Source organism: Rhizobium sp. 05L429, from assembly GCF_056397645.1.
Genome location: NZ_JBFTNV010000012.1, coordinates 97,120 through 116,885, shown reverse-complemented (window position 1 = coordinate 116,885; position 19,766 = coordinate 97,120). Strand labels below are relative to the sequence as shown.

The following is a 19,766-nucleotide window of genomic DNA, read 5'->3' as shown; positions in this document are numbered from 1 at the left end:
GACCCGGTGGTTGGGGCGGCCGAACGTAGCCCCGCAACGGATATCAGGAGACGGAATTCGTTATGATGTTCAAGTCTGAAAAGAAAATGCGGGCAGCACTGTCCGTTATGGCAGTGGTTTTCGGCGCTTCGGCTCCGGTCTCGTCCTTCGCACAGGATGCGGCGGCCCAGGCTCCGGCAGCGTCGGCTGACGCTCCCGCACAGGCCGTCGGTGCACCGCGCCTCGGCTGGTACAAGACCTGCAGCAAGCAGGAAGACAACGACATCTGCGTTGTTCAGAACCTGGTTCTCGCAAACGGCGGCCAGCTCGTCACGGCCGTTGGCCTGATCTCGGTTTCCGGCAAGATCAATCGCAAGATCCTTCAGGTCTCGGTTCCGGCCGCACGCCTGATCCCCCCGGGCATCGCGATGCAGATCGACGGCGGCAAGGGCCAGAAGCTCGACTACGCCGTCTGCCTGCCGGACAAGTGCACGGCTGAAATCCCGCTGACGGACGCCATGATCGCAAGCCTCAAGAAGGGCAGCGACGTGGTCTTCACCTCGATCAACTTCCGCCGCGCTCCGAACCCGATCAAGGTTTCGCTCGAAGGCTTCACCGGCGCTTATGACGGCGAACCGGTGTCCGAATCGAAGCTTGCCGAAAGCCAGCGCAGCCTGCAGGACAGCATGCAGAAGAAGGCTGAAGAAGCCCGCAAGAAGCTGGAAGACGCCCAGAAGKCAGCAAAGGCCCAGTAATCGGGACTTTCAGGAATTCGCGGAAAACCCGGCTTCAGGCCGGGTTTTTTGTTGCCAAAGAAAAGGCCCCGCGATGCGGGGCCTTGTTATTGAGGTTATGTCATCCGACTTAGTGGGCGAAGCTCATCTTGGGTTTGAACTGGCCTGTCGGGCTGCGGTCGAAGATCTGCTCGACCTGCGGATTGCGAAGCGGAGTATCGCTTTCGTCGCTCATCAGGTTCTGCTCGGAAACATAGGCGACATACTCACTGTCGTCGTTCTCCGCAAGCAGATGGTAGAACGGCTGGTCCTTGCTGGGGCGGACTTCCGCGGGAATGGAATTCCACCACTCTTCCGTATTCGCGAACTCTGGATCAACGTCGAAGATGACGCCGCGAAACGGGAAAACCTTGTGCCGGACCACTTCGCCTATACTGAACTTTGCTAGTTTTTCTTTCATGGTACGACTTCCTTTCTCACCTGATTTGGTGATCGGTCCCCCACAAATCAAGATTTTTTGCGGGATTGCGTCACATGATTGTCATCTGCCCATCGACCTCTGTGGCCTCCGGATCGAAAAAAGCCCCGGCGAACCGGGGCTTCCATTTCCTGTCTTATGCCGAGTAGTACATGTCGTATTCGACCGGATGCGGCGTCATTTCGAAGCGCATCACTTCGGCCATCTTCAGTTCGATGAAGGCGTCGATCTGGTCGTCGTCGAAGACGCCGCCGGCCGTCAGGAACTTGCGGTCCTTGTCGAGGCTTTCGAGCGCTTCGCGCAGAGAGCCGCAGACGGTCGGAATCTTCTTCAGTTCCTTCGGCGGCAGGTCGTAGAGGTCCTTGTCCATGGCCTTGCCGGGATGGATCTTGTTCTTGATGCCGTCGAGGCCTGCCATCAGCATGGCAGCGAAGGCGAGGTAGGGATTGGCGGTCGGATCCGGGAAGCGGACTTCGACGCGCTTTGCCTTCGGGTTGGTGCCGAACGGAATGCGGCAGGAAGCCGAGCGGTTGCGCGCGGAATAGGCGAGCAGTACCGGTGCTTCGTAACCCGGGACGAGACGCTTGTAGGAGTTCGTCGACGGGTTGGTGAAAGCGTTGATCGCCTTGGCATGCTTGATGATGCCGCCGATATAGTAGAGGCAGCTTTCCGAAAGGCCTGCATATTCGTCGCCGGCGAAAGTCGGCTTGCCGCCCTTCCAGATCGACTGGTGGACGTGCATGCCCGAGCCGTTGTCGCCGAAAATCGGCTTCGGCATGAAGGTTGCCGTCTTGCCATAGGCATTGGCGACCTGATGGACGACATACTTGTAGATCTGCATCTTGTCGGCGTTGCGAACGAGCGTGTCGAACTTGATGCCGAGTTCGTGCTGGGCAGCAGCCACTTCGTGGTGGTGCTTTTCGACGACGACGCCCATTTCGGAGAGAACCGTCAGCATTTCCGAACGCATGTCCTGGGCGCTGTCGACGGGCGGAACCGGGAAATAGCCGCCCTTGACGCGCGGACGGTGGCCGAGGTTGCCGGTTTCATAGTCGGTGTCGTCGTTCGACGGCAGTTCGGTGGAATCGAGCTTGAAGCCGGTATTGTAGGGATCGGCCTTGTACTTGACGTCGTCGAAGACGAAGAATTCAGCTTCCGGGCCGACGAAGATCGTGTCGCCGATGCCGGAGGCCTTCAGATAGGCTTCGGCCTTCTTGGCGGTGCCGCGCGGATCGCGGTTATAGGCTTCGCCGGAAACCGGGTCGAGGATGTCGCAGACGATGACCATTGTCGACTGGGCAAAGAACGGATCCATATGCACCGTTTCGGTGTCTGGCATCAGCACCATGTCGGACTCGTTGATGGCCTTCCAGCCGCCGATCGAGGAACCGTCGAACATGACGCCATCGGCGAACATGTCTTCATCGACGCAGACGACGTCCATCGTTACGTGCTGCAGCTTGCCCTTGGGGTCGGTAAAGCGCAGGTCGACGAACTTTACGTCGTTTTCCTTGATCTGCTTCAGGATTTCGCTAGCGGTCGCCATTAGATGCTTCCTCTGTTTTGTGATGACGTTACGTTATGTGCGATGAGGATGGGTGAGCTTCGTCGAAAGGCAAAGCTGATCAGATGGCATCGATACCGGTTTCACCGGTACGGATGCGGATGACCTCTTCGACGTTGGAAACGAAAATCTTTCCGTCGCCGATGCGCCCCGTCTGCGCGGCCTTGCGGATCGCGTCGATGACGGCTTCCGCGTTTTCATCTGCGAGCACGACCTCAACCTTCACCTTCGGCAGGAAATCGACGACATATTCGGCGCCGCGGTAGAGTTCGGTATGGCCCTTCTGGCGACCGAAGCCCTTCGCTTCCGTGACGGTGATACCCTGCAGTCCGACTTCCTGAAGGGCTTCCTTCACTTCGTCCAACTTGAAAGGCTTAATGATCGCTTCGATCTTTTTCATGAGAAAATGTCTCTCCGCTTCTCCCGTTAAAGCAGGAACTGTCCCGCTCGCGGGATATGATGCAGATATCGTGCCAGTTTGAAATCCGTCTTGCTCAAAAAATCGCGGAATTTTATGCGTGCAGCCCTGTTTGCCTGAGTTTCCGTGTCGTTTTAATGAAAAACCAAGTGAACAAGACCGCATTTATGATAAAAATCCCGCGAAATTCAAAAAAATCCTGCTGTCCTCGATTTTGTAAGGTGCAATTCGAGTCGATGAAAAAACAGGCAAATGCTCAAAATTCGTTCTTTTGTTTTGGCAATGATGCGGTTGTTTTTTAGGCGCTTTTTCAATTGAATGGGGGCATGAGCAAACATCTTTCCGATCTCCTCCTGGCGCCTGTCGAAATGGCTGCAGCCGATAAGGCCGCCGCCGAATCCGGAATCGATTCCTATGGCCTGATGGAGAAGGCGGGGGCCGCGGTCGCGGCTGCGGCTTTGCGCCTTTATCCGGGCGCCTCGCGCTTTGCCGTCCTCTGCGGTCCCGGCAACAATGGTGGCGACGGCTATGTCGTCGCCCGGCTCATGCTGGAGAGCGGTGCGCGGACGGAGATCTTCCATCTCGGCGATCCGGCCAGGCTGAAGGGTAACGCAGCTCGGGCGAGGGCTGCCTGTACGCGGAAGGGACTGGATATCGGCGACTATGATCCGCAACTAGGCGATATTGTTATCGATGGTCTCTTCGGGGCCGGCCTCGCGCGCGATGTTCCGGCCGATGTGGCTCATCTGATTGGCAAGATCGACGCTGCCAAAATTCCCGTCATCGCCATTGACCTGCCATCCGGTCTCGACGGGCGCACCGGCAGCGTGCTCGGCGCTGCCTTCCGCGCGGCACATACCGTGACTTTCATGACTCGCAAACCCGGCCATCTGCTGATGCCGGGCAGGGAGCTCTGCGGAGAGCTGGAAGTCTTCGATATCGGTATTCCAGGACGTATCATCAGGGCGCAGACGAGCGGCCTCGTAGCCGAGAACACGCCCGCTGCCTGGCGCGCCGCCATGCCTGCCGAACGGCTGGAGACACACAAATACAAGCGCGGCCATCTCGTCGTGTTTTCAGGAGAGGCGAGCAAGACAGGGGCAGCCCGCATGTCGGCCATGGCGGGCCTGAAGGCTGGGGCAGGGCTGGTGACCATAGCGGCGCCGACTGAAGCTCTTGCCGCCAACGGCGCTCACCTGACTGCCATCATGCTGCACGCCATCGACGATGCGGCTGCATTGGAGGATTGGCTCGGGGATGCGCGCCTCCAGACCTTCGTTCTCGGCCCCGGTTTCGGTATCGGAAAGAAGGCCCGCGATTTTGTGTCCCTGTTGTGCGACCGCCATCTCATTCTCGATGCCGACGGCATCAGTTCCTTCAAGGATGATCCGAAGGTGCTTTTCGAGCTGTTCGCAGGAGAACCGCGCCTTGTACTGACGCCGCATGACGGCGAGTTCGCCCGCCTCTTTCCCGATATCGCCGCCGACAAGAAGGCAGGCAAGGTGGACAAGGCGCTTGCCGCTGCTCGTCGCGCCAACGCAGCAGTCATCTACAAGGGCGCCGATACCGTCATCGCCTCGCCGGACGGCCGGGCGCTGATCAATACCAATGCACCGGCCTGGCTCGCGACCGCCGGCTCGGGCGATGTACTTGCGGGCATCATCGGCGGCCTGCTCGCCCAGGGCCTGCCGGCCTTCGAGGCAGCAGCTGCCGGCGTCTGGCTGCACGGAGAGGCGGGGCAGCGCGCCGGCAAGGGGCTGACGGCCGAAGATCTCGCCGCGCACGCGCTGCCYTTTTGAGCGATCAGCCGTCAGCGTGTTTCTGCAGGGCGATTGCCCCATGCGGCGCATTGACCTTGCCCTCATGGATCATGAAGGCAAAGACGTCGCGCGGTTCGACCTTGACCTTCCTGTCCTTGTCGATCAGCGGCAGATCGTCGGGAACCTTGCCTTCGGCCCATATCTGAAGCCGCTTGGTCCAGTCCTCCAGCTCTTTTTCCGGATAGCAGGTCGGAATATCGTCCGATCCCTTCTGCAGCCGGGTATAGACGAAATCCGCCGTCACGTCGGCAATCATCGGATAGTCGAAATGCTCGGCGCAGACGGGCGCCACGCCGTATTTCTCAAGAAGTGCCACGAATTCCGGCACCTTGAAGGAGTCGTGGCGGACCTCCACGACATGGCGCAGCTTCAGCCCGTCCTGCTTTTCCGGCAGCAGCTTCAGGAAGGCTTCGAAATCATCGGGCTCGAATTTCTTCGTCGGTGCGAACTGCCAGAGCAGAGGGCCGAGATGATCGCCGAGTTCGCTGATACCCGACGACAGGAATTTCTCCATCGACTCCCAGGCTTCGGCAAGCACCCTCCGGTTTGTGGTGTAACGCGTTGCCTTCAGCGAAAAGATGAAACCGTCAGGCACGTCGGCGGCCCATTTAGCGAAGACTGCCGGCTTCTGCGTGCTGTAATAGGTGCCGTTGACCTCGATAACCTTAAGCTGGCGGCTGGCATAGTTCAGCTCGTCCTTCTGCTTGAGGTCGGCCGGAAAGAAATGGCCGCGCCACGGTTCGAAAGTCCAGCCGCCGATACCCACGCGGATCGTGCCCGATTTGCTCATCTGTTCCTCCTCGCTTTTGATCCCCTAGATCACGCCAACCTTCTTTGACCCGTCGACCGTCTTTGCCATGTCGACGATGGTCCATCCTGGCCGATAGGGATTGGGCCGGCGACCCGTTTCCTGAAAACCGAAGGCGCAATAGAGCGCAATGTTCCGCTCCATGCGCGCATTTGTATAAAGCCGGATCTCCGTCACGGCCCATTCCCGCGACTTGTCTTCCAGCCAGCGCAGCATGGCCACGCCATGTCCCGCCTTCTGAGCGTCAGGCGATACCGCGATACTGAAAAGCATCACGTGGTCGGCGTGGCGCTCGATGACGGAAAGTCCCACCACCGCGCGGTCCGCCTCCCGCAGCCAGACCTCGCCTCGCTCGATGCGCGGCACATAATCTTCCGTCACCGGGATCGGCGGATAGCCGAAAAGATCGGTGTAGGGCTGATAGGCAGCCGATGTCAGCGCCACGACCGCAGGCAGTTCCGCAATCGTGGCGAGCCGCATCGTCATTCCGCTGCTGCGACCGTCTTCTTGACCGGCCGCCGCTCCAGCAACTCCTTGAGGAAATGGCCGGTATAGGAGCGCTTCTCCTTGACGATCGTCTCGGGTGTGCCGACGGCCACGATCTCGCCACCACCGTCGCCGCCCTCAGGACCGAAATCGAKGATCCAGTCGGCCGTCTTGATGACCTCGAGATTGTGCTCGATGACCACGACAGAATTGCCTTGATTGACCAATTCGTGCAGCATCTCCAGAAGCTTGGCGACGTCATGGAAGTGCAGGCCGGTGGTCGGCTCGTCGAGAATATAAAGTGTGCGGCCCGTCGAACGCTTCGACAATTCCTTGGCGAGCTTGACGCGCTGCGCCTCGCCGCCCGACAGCGTATTGGCCTGCTGGCCGACCTTGATGTAACCGAGGCCGACATCGAAAAGTGACTGCAGCTTGTCACGTACCGCCGGGACCGCGGTGAAGAATTCGACGCCTTCTTCCACCGTCATATCCAGCACGTCGGAAATCGACTTGCCCTTGAAGGTGACGTCGAGCGTTTCGCGGTTGTAACGCTTGCCGTGGCAGACGTCGCAGGTGACGTAGACATCAGGCAGGAAATGCATCTCGATCTTGATGACGCCGTCGCCCTGGCATGCCTCGCAGCGGCCGCCCTTGACGTTGAAGGAGAAGCGGCCCGGCTGATAACCGCGCGCTTTCGCCTCCGGCAGACCGGCAAACCAGTCGCGGATCGGTGTGAAGGCGMCGGTATAGGTCGCCGGGTTCGAACGCGGCGTGCGACCGATCGGCGACTGATCGATGTCGATCACCTTGTCGATATGCTCAAAGCCATCGATGCGATCGTGATCGGCAGGGATTTCACGCGCACCCATGACGCGACGCGCCGCCGACTTGTAAAGCGTCTCGATCAGGAAGGTGGACTTGCCGCCGCCCGAAACACCCGTCACCGCCGTAAAGACGCCGAGCGGAATTGCCGCCGTGACATTCTTCAGATTGTTGCCGCGGGCGCCGACGACCTTGATCTCCTTGCCCTTCTTCGGCTTGCGGCGTTCGTCGGGCAGGGTCACGCCAAGTTCGCCGGAGAGATATTTCCCGGTCAGCGACTTCGGATTGGCCATGATTTCTTGCGGCGTGCCATGCGCCACTACCTGGCCGCCATGCACGCCGGCTGCCGGGCCGATATCGACCACATCGTCGGCCGTCAGGATCGCGTCCTCGTCATGCTCTACGACGATGACCGTGTTGCCGATGTCGCGCAGGTGCTTCAGCGTGTCGAGAAGCCGTGCATTGTCGCGCTGGTGCAGGCCGATCGACGGCTCGTCGAGTACATAGAGAACGCCGGTCAAGCCGGAGCCGATCTGCGAGGCAAGCCGGATACGCTGGCTTTCACCGCCTGACAGCGTACCGGAATTGCGTGACAGGCTGAGATATTCGAGGCCTACATCGTTCAGGAACCGCAAGCGGTCGCGGATTTCCTTGAGAATCCGCACGGCAATCTCATTCTGCTTGGCGTTGAAGGTCGCCGGCAGCGTCTCGAACCAGTCGCGAGCGATGCGGATCGACATCTGGGTGACTTCGCCGATATGCAGCTTGTTGATTTTCACGGCGAGCGCCTCAGGCTTCAGGCGATAGCCGTTGCAGGACGGGCAGGGGGCTGCCGACATGAAGCGCTCAATATCCTCGCGCGCCCAGGCGGAATCMGTTTCCTTCCAGCGCCGTTCGAGATTGGGCACGATGCCCTCGAAATTCTTCGAGGTCGTGTAAGTGCGTGCGCCGTCGGCATAATGGAATTCGATCTTCTCCTCGGTGCCGTTCAGGATGACATCCCTGGCCTTTTCGGGGAGATCGTTCCAGCGGCTGCCGAGCTTGAAGCCGAAATGCTTGCCGAGCGCTTCGAGCGTCTGGTTGTAGTAGGGCGAGGTCGACTTGGCCCAGGGCGCGATGGCGCCGTCGCGCAGCGTGCGCTCAGGCTCAGGCACGATCAGATCAGGGTCGATCTTCTGCTGTGAGCCGAGACCGTCGCAGGTCGGGCAGGCGCCGAAGGGATTGTTGAACGAAAAGAGCCGTGGCTCGATCTCCGGAATGGTGAAGCCGGAAACCGGGCAGGCAAACTTTTCCGAAAACAGCACACGCTCATGCGTCTCGTTGAGCGACTTGTTGGCCGAGCCGCCGGCCGAGGTTTCTTCGGGCGGAAGCGGCTTGTCGGCGAATTCGGCAACGGCAAGGCCGTCGGCGAGCTTCAGCGCCGTCTCGAAACTGTCGGCAAGGCGCGATGCCATATCCGGCCGTACGACAATACGGTCGATGACAATGTCGATATCGTGCTTGTACTTCTTGTCGAGAACAGGCGCATCGGCGATCTCGTAGAACTGGCCGTCCACCTTGACGCGCTGGAAGCCCTTTTTCATGAGCTCCGCCAGCTCTTTCTTGTACTCGCCCTTACGTCCGCGGATCATCGGCGCCAATATATAAAGACGCGTGCCTTCCTCGAAAGCCAGCACCCGATCGACCATCTGGCTGACCGTCTGGCTTTCGATCGGCAGGCCCGTCGCAGGCGAGTAGGGAACGCCGACGCGCGCAAACAAGAGGCGCATATAGTCGTAGATTTCCGTAACCGTGCCGACCGTCGAGCGTGGATTGCGCGAGGTCGTCTTCTGCTCGATCGAGATCGCCGGCGACAGCCCGTCGATCTGGTCGACATCGGGCTTCTGCATCATTTCCAGGAACTGGCGCGCATAGGCCGAAAGGCTTTCGACATAGCGGCGCTGTCCCTCGGCATAGATCGTGTCGAAGGCAAGCGAGGACTTGCCGGATCCGGAGAGGCCGGTCATGACGATGAGCTTGTTGCGCGGCAGATCGAGGTCGATGCCCTTCAGATTATGCTCACGCGCGCCACGGATGGAGATCGTCTTCAGTTCGCTCATCGTCTCTGCTTCAAGTCGTTTGGGGGAATAACAGCCCTTATGTAGTGATGCCGGTGGGCGAGTCGAGGCTGAATGTCCGGAACAACAAAGGTTTTCGATTCTGTTGACAGGATCATAGCGAATAAATAGAACAAATAAAGAACAAAATTCCTTGTGGATTAAGCGGGGCTGGATGCGCACCGCTTGTCCTCTATGGTTTAGAGTATGTCGATGGTTTTGAACGCCGCCGGTCAGGGCGGCAGTAAGGTGAAATGATATGGCTGGCAGTGTGAACAAGGTAATTCTGATCGGAAACGTGGGCGCCGACCCCGAAATCCGCCGCACGCAGGATGGCCGGCCGATCGCCAACCTCCGCATCGCGACGTCTGAAACATGGCGCGACCGCAATTCCGGCGAGCGCCGCGAAAAGACAGAATGGCACACCGTAGTGGTCTTCAACGAAGGCCTCTGCAAGGTCGTCGAGCAATATGTGAAGAAGGGCGCCAAGCTATATATCGAAGGCGCGCTGCAGACCCGCAAGTGGCAGGACCAGACTGGCGCCGACCGCTACTCGACGGAAGTCGTGCTGCAGGGCTTCAATTCGACGCTGACGATGCTCGACGGGCGCGGAGGTGAGGGCGGCGGTGCTGGCTCCGGCTTCGGCGGCGGCCGTGGCGGCGACGATTTCGGTGGCGGCGGTTATGGCGACGATTACGGTGCGCCGGCGCAGTCATCCGGCGGTGGCCGTAGCGGTAGCGGTGGTGGACGTAGTGGCGGAAGCAGCGGCGGCGGTAGTAGTGCCGGCGGCGGCAACTTCTCGCGTGATCTCGACGACGACATTCCGTTTTGATCGGTCTTGTTCAGTAGTCTTGCAAACGGCGCCCAAGGGCGCCGTTTTCATGTCGGTGTGGCGCTGATCAGGTTGAGCGCCGATTTTGCCCCATCGATAACGAACTGGGCGGCAAGCGCTGCCAGGATGACTCCGAGAAGGCGGGTCAGGATTGCCCGGCCCGTGACGCCGAGGAAGCGGTCTAGCCGGTCGGCGAGGAAAAGCACCACCAACGTGATCAGCAAGCAGGCCGCGATAACGCCGATCAGTTGCGCCCGCTCGACGGTGGAGGGAAGGGTGCCTCCCAGCAGGATCGTCGCGGAAATGGCGCCCGGCCCGGCAATCAGCGGCAGTGCCAGCGGGAAGACGGCAATATTCTCGATATGATCCTTGGTAATCGCCACTTCCGTGGTCTTTTCCTTACGGTCCTGGCGCTTCTCGAACACCATTTCGAAAGCGATCCAGAACAGCAGCAGGCCGCCCGCCAGCCGGAAGGCACCGATGGAAATGCCGAGCACGCCGAGCACGCTGGAGCCGAACAGTGCGAAGACGGCTAGGATGATGAAGGCGATGGTCGAGCCGCGCAACGCCACCTGCTTGCGCTCCTGGCGGGTCATGCCGACAGTGAGACCGAGAAAGAGCGGGGCGAGCCCCGGCKGATCGATGGTGACGAGCAGCGTCGTAAACGCGTTGATCAGTTGGTCGGCGCTTGCCATCGCTTCTCCAAAACCCCATATAGATGCTTGTTTTTGATGATTGTGATGTGCGGCTTCCGATTTGGCAAATGCATGGTCGCTGATTGTCTCCTACCCACGGGCAAATGGCGCGATTTGCCCTCTTTCGACCGCAAAAGCCTGTTCAAAACCCCTGGCTAAATTGGCGCGGGAACAGGCTTTCCGCTATAAATCTTCAAGTGATTCTAGAAGAGAACGTGAACCGTTTTGACTGAGCAAACACCCCCCGGCGGCGGGAAGCTCCCGCCAGGCATCGAGCCCATCTCCATTATAGAGGAAATGCAGAGGTCGTACCTCGATTACGCGATGAGCGTAATCGTGTCCCGCGCGCTTCCCGACGTGCGTGACGGCCTCAAGCCCGTGCACCGGCGCATTCTCTACGGCATGTCCGAACTCGGCATCGACTGGAACAAGAAATACGTCAAGTGCGCCCGCGTCACCGGTGACGTGATGGGTAAATACCATCCGCACGGCAACGCTGCGATCTATGACGCGCTCGCCCGCATGGCGCAGCATTGGTCGCTGCGCCTGCCGCTGATCGATGGCCAGGGCAATTTCGGCTCCGTCGACGGTGACCCGCCGGCGGCCGAACGTTACACCGAATGCCGCCTGCAGAAGGCCGCCCATTCGTTGCTCGACGACCTCGACAAGGAAACGGTCGATTTCCGCGACAACTATGACGGCACGCTCTCCGAGCCGATGGTCGTGCCCGCGAAGTTCCCGAACTTGCTGGTCAACGGCGCTGGCGGCATCGCCGTCGGCATGGCGACCAATATTCCGCCGCATAACCTGTCTGAGGTCATCGACGGCTGCATTGCGCTGATCAACGATCCGGCGATCGAGCTGCCGGACCTGATGCAGATCATTCCAGGTCCGGATTTCCCGACCGGCGCCAAGATCCTCGGCCGCGCCGGCATCCGTTCGGCCTATGAAACCGGCCGCGGTTCCGTCATCATGCGCGGCGTTGCCGCCATCGAGCCGATGCGCGGCGATCGCGAACAGATCATCATCACCGAAATTCCCTATCAGGTGAACAAGGCGACGATGATCGAGAAGATGGCCGAGCTGGTGCGCGAGAAGCGCATCGAAGGCATTTCCGATCTGCGCGACGAGTCCGACCGTCAGGGCTACCGCGTTGTCGTCGAGCTGAAGCGCGATGCCAATGCCGACGTCATCCTGAATCAGCTTTACCGCTACACGCCGCTGCAGACCTCCTTCGGCTGCAACATGGTGGCGCTGAACGGCGGCAAGCCGGAACAGCTGACGTTGCTCGACATGCTCCGCGCCTTCGTCTCCTTCCGCGAGGAAGTCGTTAGCCGGAGAACCAAATTCCTGCTTCGCAAGGCGCGTGAACGCGCGCACGTCTTGGTCGGTCTGGCAATTGCCGTCGCCAATATCGATKAGGTCATCCGCGTCATCCGTCAGGCGCCCGACCCGCAGTCGGCCCGCGAAGAACTGATGACCCGCCGCTGGCCGGCGGAAGATGTCGAAAGTCTGATCCGCCTGATCGATGACCCGCGTCATCGCATCAACGAGGACCTGACCTACAATCTCTCCGAAGAGCAGGCCCGCGCGATCCTCGAGCTCCGCCTTGCCCGCCTGACGGCCCTCGGCCGCGACGAAATCGGTGATGAACTCAATAAGATAGGCGAGGAAATCAAAGACTATCTCGATATCCTGTCGTCGCGCGTCCGCATCCAGACGATCGTCAAGGACGAGCTGACCGCGGTCCGCGACGAGTTCGGCACGCCGCGTCGCACCGAGATCATCGATGGTGGTCTCGAGATGGATGATGAGGACCTCATCGCCCGCGAAGACATGGTCGTGACCGTCTCGCACCTCGGTTACATCAAGCGCGTGCCGCTCGCGACCTACCGCGCACAGCGCCGCGGCGGCAAGGGCCGCTCGGGCATGACCACCCGTGACGAGGATTTCGTTAGCCGGCTATTCGTGGTCAATACCCATACGCCGGTTCTGTTCTTCTCCTCGCGTGGCATCGTCTATAAGGAGAAGGTCTGGCGTCTGCCGATCGGCACGCCGACTTCTCGCGGCAAGGCGTTGATCAACATGCTGCCGCTGGCGTCAGGCGAACGCATCACCACCATCCTGCCGCTGCCTGAGGACGAAGACAGCTGGGACAACCTCGACGTCATGTTCTCGACGACGCGTGGTACGGTCCGCCGCAACAAGCTGTCGGACTTCGTCCAGGTGAACCGCAACGGCAAGATCGCCATGAAGCTGGACGAGGAGGGGGATGAAATCCTCTCCGTCGAGACCTGCACCGATCAGGACGACGTCCTGCTGACGACCGCGCTCGGCCAGTGCATCCGCTTCTCCGTCGATGATGTCCGCGTCTTTGCCGGCCGCAACTCCATCGGTGTGCGCGGTATCAATCTCGGGGATGGCGACCGCATCATCTCGATGACGATCGTCGGCCATGTCGACGCCGAGCCGTGGGAGCGCGCTGCCTATCTGAAGCGCTCTGCCGTCGAACGTCGTGCAACGGGTGTGGATGAAGAAGATATTGCTTTGGTCGGTGAAGAAGTCACCGAAGAGGGACAGCTTTCCGACGAGCGTTATGAAGAGCTGAAGGCACGCGAGCAGTTCGTGCTGACGGTTTCGGAAAAGGGCTTCGGCAAGCGGTCGTCTTCTTATGACTTCCGTATCTCCGGCCGCGGCGGCAAGGGCATTCGCGCTACCGATACGTCGAAGACAGGTGAAATCGGCGAACTCGTCGCCGCATTCCCGATCGACGACGGCGATCAGATAATGCTCGTCTCCGATGGCGGCCAGTTGATCCGCGTGCCTGTTGGCGGCATCCGCATCGCCAGCCGCGCGACCAAGGGCGTCACGATCTTCTCGACCGCCAAGGATGAGAAGGTCGTTTCCGTCGAGCGTATCAGCGAGCCGGAAGAGGAAGAGACGGCGGAAAACGGTGACGAAGCTGCCGCTTCCGAAGGCGAAGCTCCTGCTGCGGGCGAAGCAGACGAAACCCCATCGGCTGAATAATTCAGCACTTTCTCATTGCAGACCGGGCGGCCCCTGCCGCCCGGTTTTTTATTGCGCTATGAAGGACTTGCCGATTCGTCCGGAGGGGGAATGTTATGGGCAAGTGGACAAGGCGCGGGGTGCTCGCCGGTATTTCGGCCGCAGCCGGTGTTGCGGCGGGGCGTTTCCTGCTTCAGCCGCAAAGCGATCCGGGACCGGCCTTTCCAGCGGAACCTCCCCTCGAAGACCCAACGACCATTCTTAATGATGCGGGAGAGCTGACGCCGACGCGGGTCGCCGCACATCTGACGGTGAAGGAGCCGCCGCAGGAGGCGATGATCGGCCAATTGCGCGCGGCACTTGCCGAGGCGGTCAAGGCCAACAGGCCCTTCATCGCCAGCGCCGCACGCCATTCGATGGGCGGCCAGAGCCTCGCCGAAAACGGTACGGCTCTGACGCTGGATCAGGATTGGCTGGAGGCGGATACGGCCGCCAAGACTTATCGTGTCGCCGCCGGCACGCGCTGGTCGACGATCATCTCCAAGCTCGATGCGATAGGCTTTTCGCCCGCCGTCATGCAGTCCAACAATGACTTCGGCGTTGCCAGCACCTTTTCGGTCAACGCCCATGGCTGGCCGGTTCCCTTCAGCGCGTGCGGCAGCACAGTCCGCTCCATCAGTATGATGACGGCGGACGGCAATCTGCTGACCTGCTCGCGGAGTGAGAATGCCGAACTCTTCAATCACGCCATGGGCGGGTATGGCCTTTTCGGAGTCATTACCGAACTCGAGCTCGATATGGTGCCAAACGTGCTGTTGCAGCCGACCTTTGAACATCTGGCAGGAGAGGATCTCGGACGGCGTTTTGCCGAGCTGTTGGCGAGCGACGGCTCGATCAATATGGCTTACGGCCGTATGGATATTTCGCTCGACCGCTTTTTTGAAGATGCGCTGCTGATCACCTATCGCGCCGCTGCTGACCAGGCGAATATTCCTCCGGCCTCCGGCTCCGGTTTCATCAGCCACGTTTCGCGTGAAATCTTCCGAGCACAGCTCGGTTGGGATACGGCCAAACATCTTCGCTGGTGGACCGAGGCTGTCGTCAATCCGTCGATATCAGCGCAGTCGACACGCAACAGCTTGATGAACGAACCCGTCATCACGCTCGATGATCGCACTCCCTTCCGCACCGACATCCTGCACGAATATTTCGTTTCGCCATCGCGCTTTGCCGATTTCGTTGCGGCCTGCCGGGATGTCATTCCGGCGTCCTATCAGCAACTCCTCAACATCACGCTGCGCTACGTGAATACAGACCGCGACAGCGTACTGGCTTACGCTACGGAGCCTCGCATTGCCGCCGTCATGCTCTTCTCTCAGGAAAAGACCGTCAGAGGCGAGGCCGATATGCAGAGGATGACCGAAGCGCTGATCGAGCGCGTGCTTGATATTGGCGGCAGTTACTATCTGCCGTACCGGCCGCATGCCCGGCAGGATCAGTTTATCCGTGCTTATCCGCGCGCCCCGGAGTTTGCAGTGGCCAAGCGCCGGCTGGATCCCGGTCTAATTTTCCGCAATCATTTCTGGAATCGTTATCTCGGAAGCCTCTAGGAGGATTTGCATGTCCAGGCTTCGGCTTATTGCTGTGCTTTACACCGTGGCTCTGCTCTTTGCGGCGGCGTTGAATTACATCCCGGGACTGACGGATGCGGAAGGTCGAGCCTTCGGTATCTTCGCGCTGGATATCTACGACGACAGCCTGCACCTTGCCTCTGCCGCCTGGGCGGGCACAGCGGCGTTCCTGTCGGCCCGTGCGTCCCGAAACTTCCTTTTCTATTTCGGCCTGCTCTATTTCGGCGATGGTCTGCTTGGGCTGATCACCGGGTCGGGCTACCTCGACCTCGGTATCGTCAACTACGGCATTCAGAACCTACCCATCACGTTCAAGATTCTCGCCAACCTGCCGCATCTCTTTCTCGGCGGTGTCGCGATCGCGTCCAGCTATATCTTCCGCCGCGAGGCGCCATGATGCGGCGGTTTCTGAAAATCATCGGCTGGATGCTCGCGGTTCTCGTTGTCGCCATCCTTCTGCTGMTGAGCCCCGCTGCCTATGTCGAAACCTTCTGCCATGCCGATCCTGAAGCGGATAATTACCTGCCGCTGATATCGGATCCCGAATTCCGGCGGCAGGAGGCGAATACCTATCTAACCTATCCGGAATGGCATATCGTCTACGCTTATGACGGCCTGGCCGAGACCCTGAAGACGGGTGATGAACATGGCTTCGGCCATCTTTCCAGCGTGAAGGATTTCTGGGTGGCCGACTGTGCGCTGACGCGGATAGCCGACCGCCACGGTGGTGCCGACACAGAAACCCGGATGATGATCGCCACCATCGGCGTCAGCTTCACGCTCGAAATGGGCATGAAGGCCGCCTACGAGGAAACGATCGGTCACATTTTCGCGCTCTGGCGCGGCAGCGAAAAGACGCCGCAGGATCTTATCGCCCGCGATATGGCGATCGACTACGCTGCCTTTCTGCGCCAGACCCCGTGGTACAAATATCCTTTCCAACCCTGGATCGACCGGCTTTGGGCCGCACCCGTGGAAGCGCCGCTGCGAGGCTGGGAACGCCGGTTGGCGATTGGCGGCGAATGGCATGCCAAAATCGCTTATGCCGGGATGATCGCCGATGCTGTGGCCGCGACCGGTCAGGCTAAGCTGACGATCCGCTCCGTCGTATCGGGGCTGCCGACATCAGCGTTTGCTGCAATACCGGACGTATCGATCGTTTCGGAAAGCGCAGATGGTGTCGTGATCGAGACGCCCCGATATGACCGCTTCACTCATATCCTTTCGAATATCGCCAGGGCGGGCGGTTCAATCCGCGAGATTGCCGGCAATGACGACATCATGGTGTCTCTGACGGTACCCTCAGGTTCGCAACAGAACAATCTGCCCGGTGAGGTGATCACGCGCCTACCACGCACCGGTTTTGATAGTGACCGCCTGCTTCTGTCGGTCAAAATGGCAGATCTCGCGCCTCTGCTGCGGGAACGGCAGATTGCTGATCCCGGCCTTGAGCATATATTTGACTTCTGAGGCATGGGGCAGGCGATGGTATGATGGCACGTTTGGCACGCAGGACAGGCGTTGCGATAGCGGTCGTTGCCGCAGCCTTCGCGCTGTTTGCGCTCGTCTTTGCGGCAACGGGCGAGGCGCCGGCCGCCATGGTCTTCAGTGCCCGCGCTATAAAGCCCGGCGCGTTGCCGGAAGGTGTCTCCATCCTTCGATGGGGCAGGGGTTACGTCGTGGTGACGAGCCAGCGCTCCGACTACGTGCGCGCGCTCTACGGCAGAGGCGCCATTCTTGTGTTGCCGCTACGGAAGAGCGGCTGTCTGGCACTTCGCCCTACAGCTTCGACTTGACGAAAAAGCCGGACGCAGAACATCCGGCTTTGTATTCGCTGTTATTGCTCCGGGAGGAGAGCCTAGAAAGTGCTGTGCTTCTCGTTCAGCGACTTCACTTCCTCGCTCTCACGGCGCAGCGCGGAAATCGTCGAAGTCACGGACACTATGAACATGATGCTGATGAGTGCAGTAAGAACTGTCAGGATCGTGAACATGGTGGCGTTCCTTTCTGTGGGGAGTTGCGTTCACGCCCCTCAGTACTGGCCGAGAACGCTTGCGGCGCGAGCCGAAGCGAACGGACCATATACCTTGGAGGCATCGACCTTTTGATTGTCATAGAGAGCGATTGTGGCAGTCAGCATGCCCGTAATCATTACCATCCAGAGCATGTTAATCATGGTGATCTTGCCAGGCATCTTAATCCCCTTCCTGCCGCGCTTCCGCATCTCATATGTGTCGATCATTGAACGCATCCGTCTTAAATTGGTTCCCGCCGGATGTTGGCGGGGTGTTTAACAACCGTGATCTGAAGCGACCTTGAATACCGTGTTCATCTGCCGTTCAGAATTCAAACCGGTTGGCGCATATGGCCAAGCTGACGCATGATGGCCGCATGTTCGTTGACTTCCGGGCGCACCCAGCCGAGCTGATGCCGATCTGCGAGATAACCGTAGAAAAGCTCCGTAAGCAGCGAAAAAATAACGGCTATTGCAATAAGGACGATCAGCATGATCTCAGTCTTTCCGGGAGGACCGCCACCGGGACCGGCAGCGGCTGTGTTGATGGCCCGAGTAAAGCAGATCGTATCTGAAACGGTCTTGAACGTGCCGTTCATTCATCGTTCAGCAGCGCTGGCAGCTAGGCTAAATAACTTGCGGGAAGACGGCTTCCATGACAAAAGGCGTCAAACGAACGGCCGGGCCATATGACGACAGCTTTCTATCCGGGGTCCTTCGACCCGATCACCAATGGACACGTCGACGTGCTGGTGCAGGCGCTGAACGTCGCCGAGAAAGTGATCGTCGCGATCGGCATCCACCCCGGCAAGGCGCCGCTCTTCTCTTTTGAGGAAAAGGCAGAGCTGATCCGCGCCTCGCTGGCCGAAGTACTGCCGGAAAAGAGCGGGCATATTGACGTCGTCTCTTTTGATAACCTTGTGGTCGACGCCGCGCGCGAGCATGGCGCAAGCCTTCTGATCCGCGGCCTGCGCGATGGCACTGATCTCGACTACGAAATGCAGATGGCCGGCATGAATCGGCAGATGGCGCCCGATATCCAGACCATCTTTCTGCCGGCAGGCACGGCCTCGCGGCCTATTACCGCCACATTGGTGCGACAGATCGCAGCCATGGGTGGAGATGTCAGTGCCTTCGTGCCGGCCGCCGTCTTGCAAGCCCTGAAATCCAAGCGCAAAGCCTAAGGCGGCATCGCCTCAACGGAGCTCACATGAAACTCTTTTATCTTGCATTTGCCGGCGTGCTCTATCTCGCCTCCTTCGCGGGCGACGCTCTTGCGCAGGCTGCCGATCACTACGTCACCATCCAGCTGAAGAGTGGCCCGGTCGTTATTCAACTGATGCCTGATGTCGCGCCGAAACACGTGGCGCAGATCGAGGCGCTGGTGAAGAAGGGCGAGTACGACAATGTCGCCTTCCACCGCGTTATCCCCGGCTTCATGGCCCAGACCGGCGACGTGAAATACGGCAACATGGAAAAGAACTTTGATGCGAGCCAGGCCGGCACCGGCGGTTCCGATCTGCCCGACCTCCCGGCTGAATTTTCCAAGACGCCCTTCGTCCGCGGTACGGTCGGCATGGCGCGCTCGCAGGATCCGAATTCCGCCAACTCGCAGTTCTTCATCATGTTTGCAGACGGTTCCTTCCTGAACGGTCAGTACACGGTCGTCGGCAAGGTTGTCTCCGGTATGGAAAACGTCGACAAGATCAAGAAGGGCGAAGGCCAGAACGGCGAAGTCAGCAATCCTGACCGCATGATCAAGGTCACGATGGGCAAGAAGTAAGTTCAAGACGAGAAGGAGAACGACAATGGCCGAGATCAAGGATCCGGAAAACACCATCATTCTGGAAACCACCAAGGGCAAGGTTGTCATCCAGCTTCTGCCGCAGGTCGCGCCCGAGCATGTCAAGCGCATCAAGGAACTCGCGCGCGAGAAGGCCTATGACGGCGTGGTCTTCCACCGCGTCATCGCCGACTTCATGGCGCAGACGGGTGATGTGGAGTTCGGAAAGAAGGGCGGCGAGAATTTCAACCCGGGCCGCGCCGGTATGGGTGGTTCTTCGAAGGACGATCTCAAGGCTGAATTCTCCGCAACGCCGCATGTTCGCGGCACCTGCTCGATGGCCCGTTCGCAGAGCCCGAACTCGGCAAATTCCCAGTTCTTCATCTGCTTTACCGACGCTCCGTGGCTGAACAAGCAGTATTCCGTCTGGGGTCAGGTCATCGAAGGCATGGACAACATCGACAAGATCAAGAAGGGCGAACCCGTTTCCGATCCGGATTCGATCGTCTCCTTGCGGGTTGCCGCCGACGTCTGATTGTGATTTCTGCTGAAACCCGCCCAGGCGCGAGAGCGCGGGGCGGGTTTCGCTTTGCCTGAAAG

At 59.6% G+C, this 19,766-nt stretch carries 21 protein-coding genes; 11 read left to right on the top strand and 10 right to left on the bottom strand.

Going from position 1 to position 19,766, the window contains the following annotated elements; translation table 11 throughout:
- Nucleotides 1-62: 62 nt before the first annotated feature.
- Nucleotides 63-734 (top strand): invasion associated locus B family protein, encoded by a 672-nt coding sequence (locus tag AC1DNW_RS15080; RefSeq protein WP_477853336.1) that lies wholly within the window; start codon nt 63-65, stop codon nt 732-734.
- 109 nt (nt 735-843) lie between these two features.
- Here the strand turns inward: AC1DNW_RS15080 and hspQ are convergent, their stop codons facing one another.
- From hspQ to AC1DNW_RS15065, 3 genes are all read right to left on the bottom strand, one after another.
- Entirely contained in the window at nt 844-1,173 is a 330-nt protein-coding gene (gene hspQ / locus AC1DNW_RS15075) for a heat shock protein HspQ (protein WP_113295556.1), read from the bottom strand.
- A gap of 154 nt (nt 1,174-1,327) precedes the next feature.
- Complete coding sequence (gene glnA / locus AC1DNW_RS15070; RefSeq protein ID WP_003559365.1) at nt 1,328-2,737, bottom strand: type I glutamate--ammonia ligase; 1,410 nt, start codon at nt 2,735-2,737, stop codon at nt 1,328-1,330.
- A 79-nt stretch (nt 2,738-2,816) separates the two neighbouring features.
- Entirely contained in the window at nt 2,817-3,155 is a 339-nt protein-coding gene (locus AC1DNW_RS15065; protein ID WP_003539626.1) for a P-II family nitrogen regulator, read from the bottom strand.
- A gap of 344 nt (nt 3,156-3,499) precedes the next feature.
- Between AC1DNW_RS15065 and AC1DNW_RS15060 the strand changes: the two genes are divergently transcribed.
- A complete protein-coding gene (locus tag AC1DNW_RS15060) occupies nt 3,500-4,972 on the top strand; it encodes an NAD(P)H-hydrate dehydratase (protein WP_113310102.1) in 1,473 nt (490 codons plus the stop codon).
- A 4-nt stretch (nt 4,973-4,976) separates the two neighbouring features.
- On the opposite strand, the gene AC1DNW_RS15055 is transcribed toward AC1DNW_RS15060, so the two are convergent.
- From AC1DNW_RS15055 to uvrA, 3 genes are read right to left on the bottom strand one after another with little or no spacing between them, the layout of a single operon-like run.
- Nucleotides 4,977-5,783 (bottom strand): DUF72 domain-containing protein, encoded by an 807-nt coding sequence (locus tag AC1DNW_RS15055; protein WP_113310101.1) that lies wholly within the window; start codon nt 5,781-5,783, stop codon nt 4,977-4,979.
- 24 nt (nt 5,784-5,807) lie between these two features.
- Nucleotides 5,808-6,287, bottom strand: coding sequence for a GNAT family N-acetyltransferase (locus AC1DNW_RS15050; RefSeq protein ID WP_113310100.1), 480 nt, complete (start codon nt 6,285-6,287; stop codon nt 5,808-5,810).
- Entirely contained in the window at nt 6,284-9,208 is a 2,925-nt protein-coding gene (gene uvrA, locus AC1DNW_RS15045; protein ID WP_477853333.1) for an excinuclease ABC subunit UvrA, read from the bottom strand. Before uvrA ends, AC1DNW_RS15050 begins: the two co-directional genes overlap by 4 nt.
- Before the next feature lie 256 nt (nt 9,209-9,464).
- Between uvrA and AC1DNW_RS15040 the strand changes: the two genes are divergently transcribed.
- Nucleotides 9,465-10,037 (top strand): single-stranded DNA-binding protein, encoded by a 573-nt coding sequence (locus tag AC1DNW_RS15040; RefSeq protein WP_113295551.1) that lies wholly within the window; start codon nt 9,465-9,467, stop codon nt 10,035-10,037.
- A gap of 47 nt (nt 10,038-10,084) precedes the next feature.
- On the opposite strand, the gene AC1DNW_RS15035 is transcribed toward AC1DNW_RS15040, so the two are convergent.
- Complete coding sequence (locus AC1DNW_RS15035) at nt 10,085-10,732, bottom strand: MarC family protein (protein WP_477853331.1); 648 nt, start codon at nt 10,730-10,732, stop codon at nt 10,085-10,087.
- 225 nt (nt 10,733-10,957) lie between these two features.
- Between AC1DNW_RS15035 and gyrA the strand changes: the two genes are divergently transcribed.
- The 5 genes from gyrA to AC1DNW_RS15010 all read left to right on the top strand — a co-directional run bounded on the left by gyrA (nt 10,958) and on the right by AC1DNW_RS15010 (nt 17,165).
- Nucleotides 10,958-13,759, top strand: coding sequence for a DNA gyrase subunit A (gene gyrA, locus AC1DNW_RS15030; protein ID WP_477853330.1), 2,802 nt, complete (start codon nt 10,958-10,960; stop codon nt 13,757-13,759).
- A gap of 95 nt (nt 13,760-13,854) precedes the next feature.
- Nucleotides 13,855-15,348, top strand: coding sequence for an FAD-binding oxidoreductase (locus AC1DNW_RS15025; protein WP_113310097.1), 1,494 nt, complete (start codon nt 13,855-13,857; stop codon nt 15,346-15,348).
- 10 nt (nt 15,349-15,358) lie between these two features.
- Complete coding sequence (locus tag AC1DNW_RS15020; protein WP_113310096.1) at nt 15,359-15,766, top strand: hypothetical protein; 408 nt, start codon at nt 15,359-15,361, stop codon at nt 15,764-15,766.
- Nucleotides 15,763-16,839 carry a hypothetical protein gene (locus AC1DNW_RS15015; RefSeq protein WP_477853327.1) on the top strand — a complete coding sequence of 359 codons (1,077 nt, stop codon included), beginning with the start codon at nt 15,763-15,765 and terminating at the stop codon, nt 16,837-16,839. Before AC1DNW_RS15020 ends, AC1DNW_RS15015 begins: the two co-directional genes overlap by 4 nt.
- 20 nt (nt 16,840-16,859) lie before the next feature.
- On the top strand, nt 16,860-17,165 hold the full coding sequence (locus AC1DNW_RS15010) for a hypothetical protein (protein WP_477853325.1): 306 nt from the start codon (nt 16,860-16,862) through the stop codon (nt 17,163-17,165).
- A gap of 62 nt (nt 17,166-17,227) precedes the next feature.
- On the opposite strand, the gene AC1DNW_RS15005 is transcribed toward AC1DNW_RS15010, so the two are convergent.
- The 3 genes from AC1DNW_RS15005 to AC1DNW_RS14995 all read right to left on the bottom strand — a co-directional run bounded on the left by AC1DNW_RS15005 (nt 17,228) and on the right by AC1DNW_RS14995 (nt 17,982).
- Nucleotides 17,228-17,362, bottom strand: a complete 135-nt coding sequence (locus AC1DNW_RS15005; protein WP_477836226.1) for a hypothetical protein — start codon at nt 17,360-17,362, stop codon at nt 17,228-17,230.
- Between the two features lie 39 nt (nt 17,363-17,401).
- Complete coding sequence (locus AC1DNW_RS15000; RefSeq protein WP_113295545.1) at nt 17,402-17,611, bottom strand: hypothetical protein; 210 nt, start codon at nt 17,609-17,611, stop codon at nt 17,402-17,404.
- A 104-nt stretch (nt 17,612-17,715) separates the two neighbouring features.
- Nucleotides 17,716-17,982 (bottom strand): hypothetical protein, encoded by a 267-nt coding sequence (locus tag AC1DNW_RS14995; protein WP_113310094.1) that lies wholly within the window; start codon nt 17,980-17,982, stop codon nt 17,716-17,718.
- Between the two features lie 90 nt (nt 17,983-18,072).
- On the opposite strand from AC1DNW_RS14995, the gene coaD reads away from it, so the two are divergent.
- From coaD to AC1DNW_RS14980, 3 genes are read left to right on the top strand one after another with little or no spacing between them, the layout of a single operon-like run.
- Nucleotides 18,073-18,567, top strand: coding sequence for a pantetheine-phosphate adenylyltransferase (coaD, locus tag AC1DNW_RS14990; RefSeq protein WP_113310093.1), 495 nt, complete (start codon nt 18,073-18,075; stop codon nt 18,565-18,567).
- Nucleotides 18,568-18,593: 26 nt separating this feature from the next.
- Nucleotides 18,594-19,166, top strand: a complete 573-nt coding sequence (locus tag AC1DNW_RS14985) for a peptidylprolyl isomerase (RefSeq protein ID WP_113295542.1) — start codon at nt 18,594-18,596, stop codon at nt 19,164-19,166.
- 25 nt (nt 19,167-19,191) lie between these two features.
- On the top strand, nt 19,192-19,701 hold the full coding sequence (locus AC1DNW_RS14980; RefSeq protein WP_113295541.1) for a peptidylprolyl isomerase: 510 nt from the start codon (nt 19,192-19,194) through the stop codon (nt 19,699-19,701).
- Nucleotides 19,702-19,766 lie beyond the last annotated feature (65 nt).

Bases quoted from the DNA above. Each gene is read 5' to 3' on its own strand.
- hspQ (WP_113295556.1), bottom strand. From the start codon at position 1,173: ATGAAAGAAAAACTAGCAAAGTTCAGTATAGGCGAAGTGGTCCGGCAC.
- glnA (WP_003559365.1), bottom strand. From the start codon at position 2,737: ATGGCGACCGCTAGCGAAATCCTGAAGCAGATCAAGGAAAACGACGTA.
- AC1DNW_RS15065 (WP_003539626.1), bottom strand. From the start codon at position 3,155: ATGAAAAAGATCGAAGCGATCATTAAGCCTTTCAAGTTGGACGAAGTG.
- AC1DNW_RS15055 (WP_113310101.1), bottom strand. From the start codon at position 5,783: ATGAGCAAATCGGGCACGATCCGCGTGGGTATCGGCGGCTGGACTTTC.
- AC1DNW_RS15050 (WP_113310100.1), bottom strand. From the start codon at position 6,287: ATGACGATGCGGCTCGCCACGATTGCGGAACTGCCTGCGGTCGTGGCG.
- AC1DNW_RS15040 (WP_113295551.1), top strand. From the start codon at position 9,465: ATGGCTGGCAGTGTGAACAAGGTAATTCTGATCGGAAACGTGGGCGCC.
- AC1DNW_RS15025 (WP_113310097.1), top strand. From the start codon at position 13,855: ATGGGCAAGTGGACAAGGCGCGGGGTGCTCGCCGGTATTTCGGCCGCA.
- AC1DNW_RS15020 (WP_113310096.1), top strand. From the start codon at position 15,359: ATGTCCAGGCTTCGGCTTATTGCTGTGCTTTACACCGTGGCTCTGCTC.
- AC1DNW_RS15010 (WP_477853325.1), top strand. From the start codon at position 16,860: ATGATGGCACGTTTGGCACGCAGGACAGGCGTTGCGATAGCGGTCGTT.
- AC1DNW_RS15005 (WP_477836226.1), bottom strand. From the start codon at position 17,362: ATGTTCACGATCCTGACAGTTCTTACTGCACTCATCAGCATCATGTTC.
- AC1DNW_RS15000 (WP_113295545.1), bottom strand. From the start codon at position 17,611: ATGATCGACACATATGAGATGCGGAAGCGCGGCAGGAAGGGGATTAAG.
- AC1DNW_RS14995 (WP_113310094.1), bottom strand. From the start codon at position 17,982: ATGAACGGCACGTTCAAGACCGTTTCAGATACGATCTGCTTTACTCGG.
- coaD (WP_113310093.1), top strand. From the start codon at position 18,073: ATGACGACAGCTTTCTATCCGGGGTCCTTCGACCCGATCACCAATGGA.
- AC1DNW_RS14985 (WP_113295542.1), top strand. From the start codon at position 18,594: ATGAAACTCTTTTATCTTGCATTTGCCGGCGTGCTCTATCTCGCCTCC.
- AC1DNW_RS14980 (WP_113295541.1), top strand. From the start codon at position 19,192: ATGGCCGAGATCAAGGATCCGGAAAACACCATCATTCTGGAAACCACC.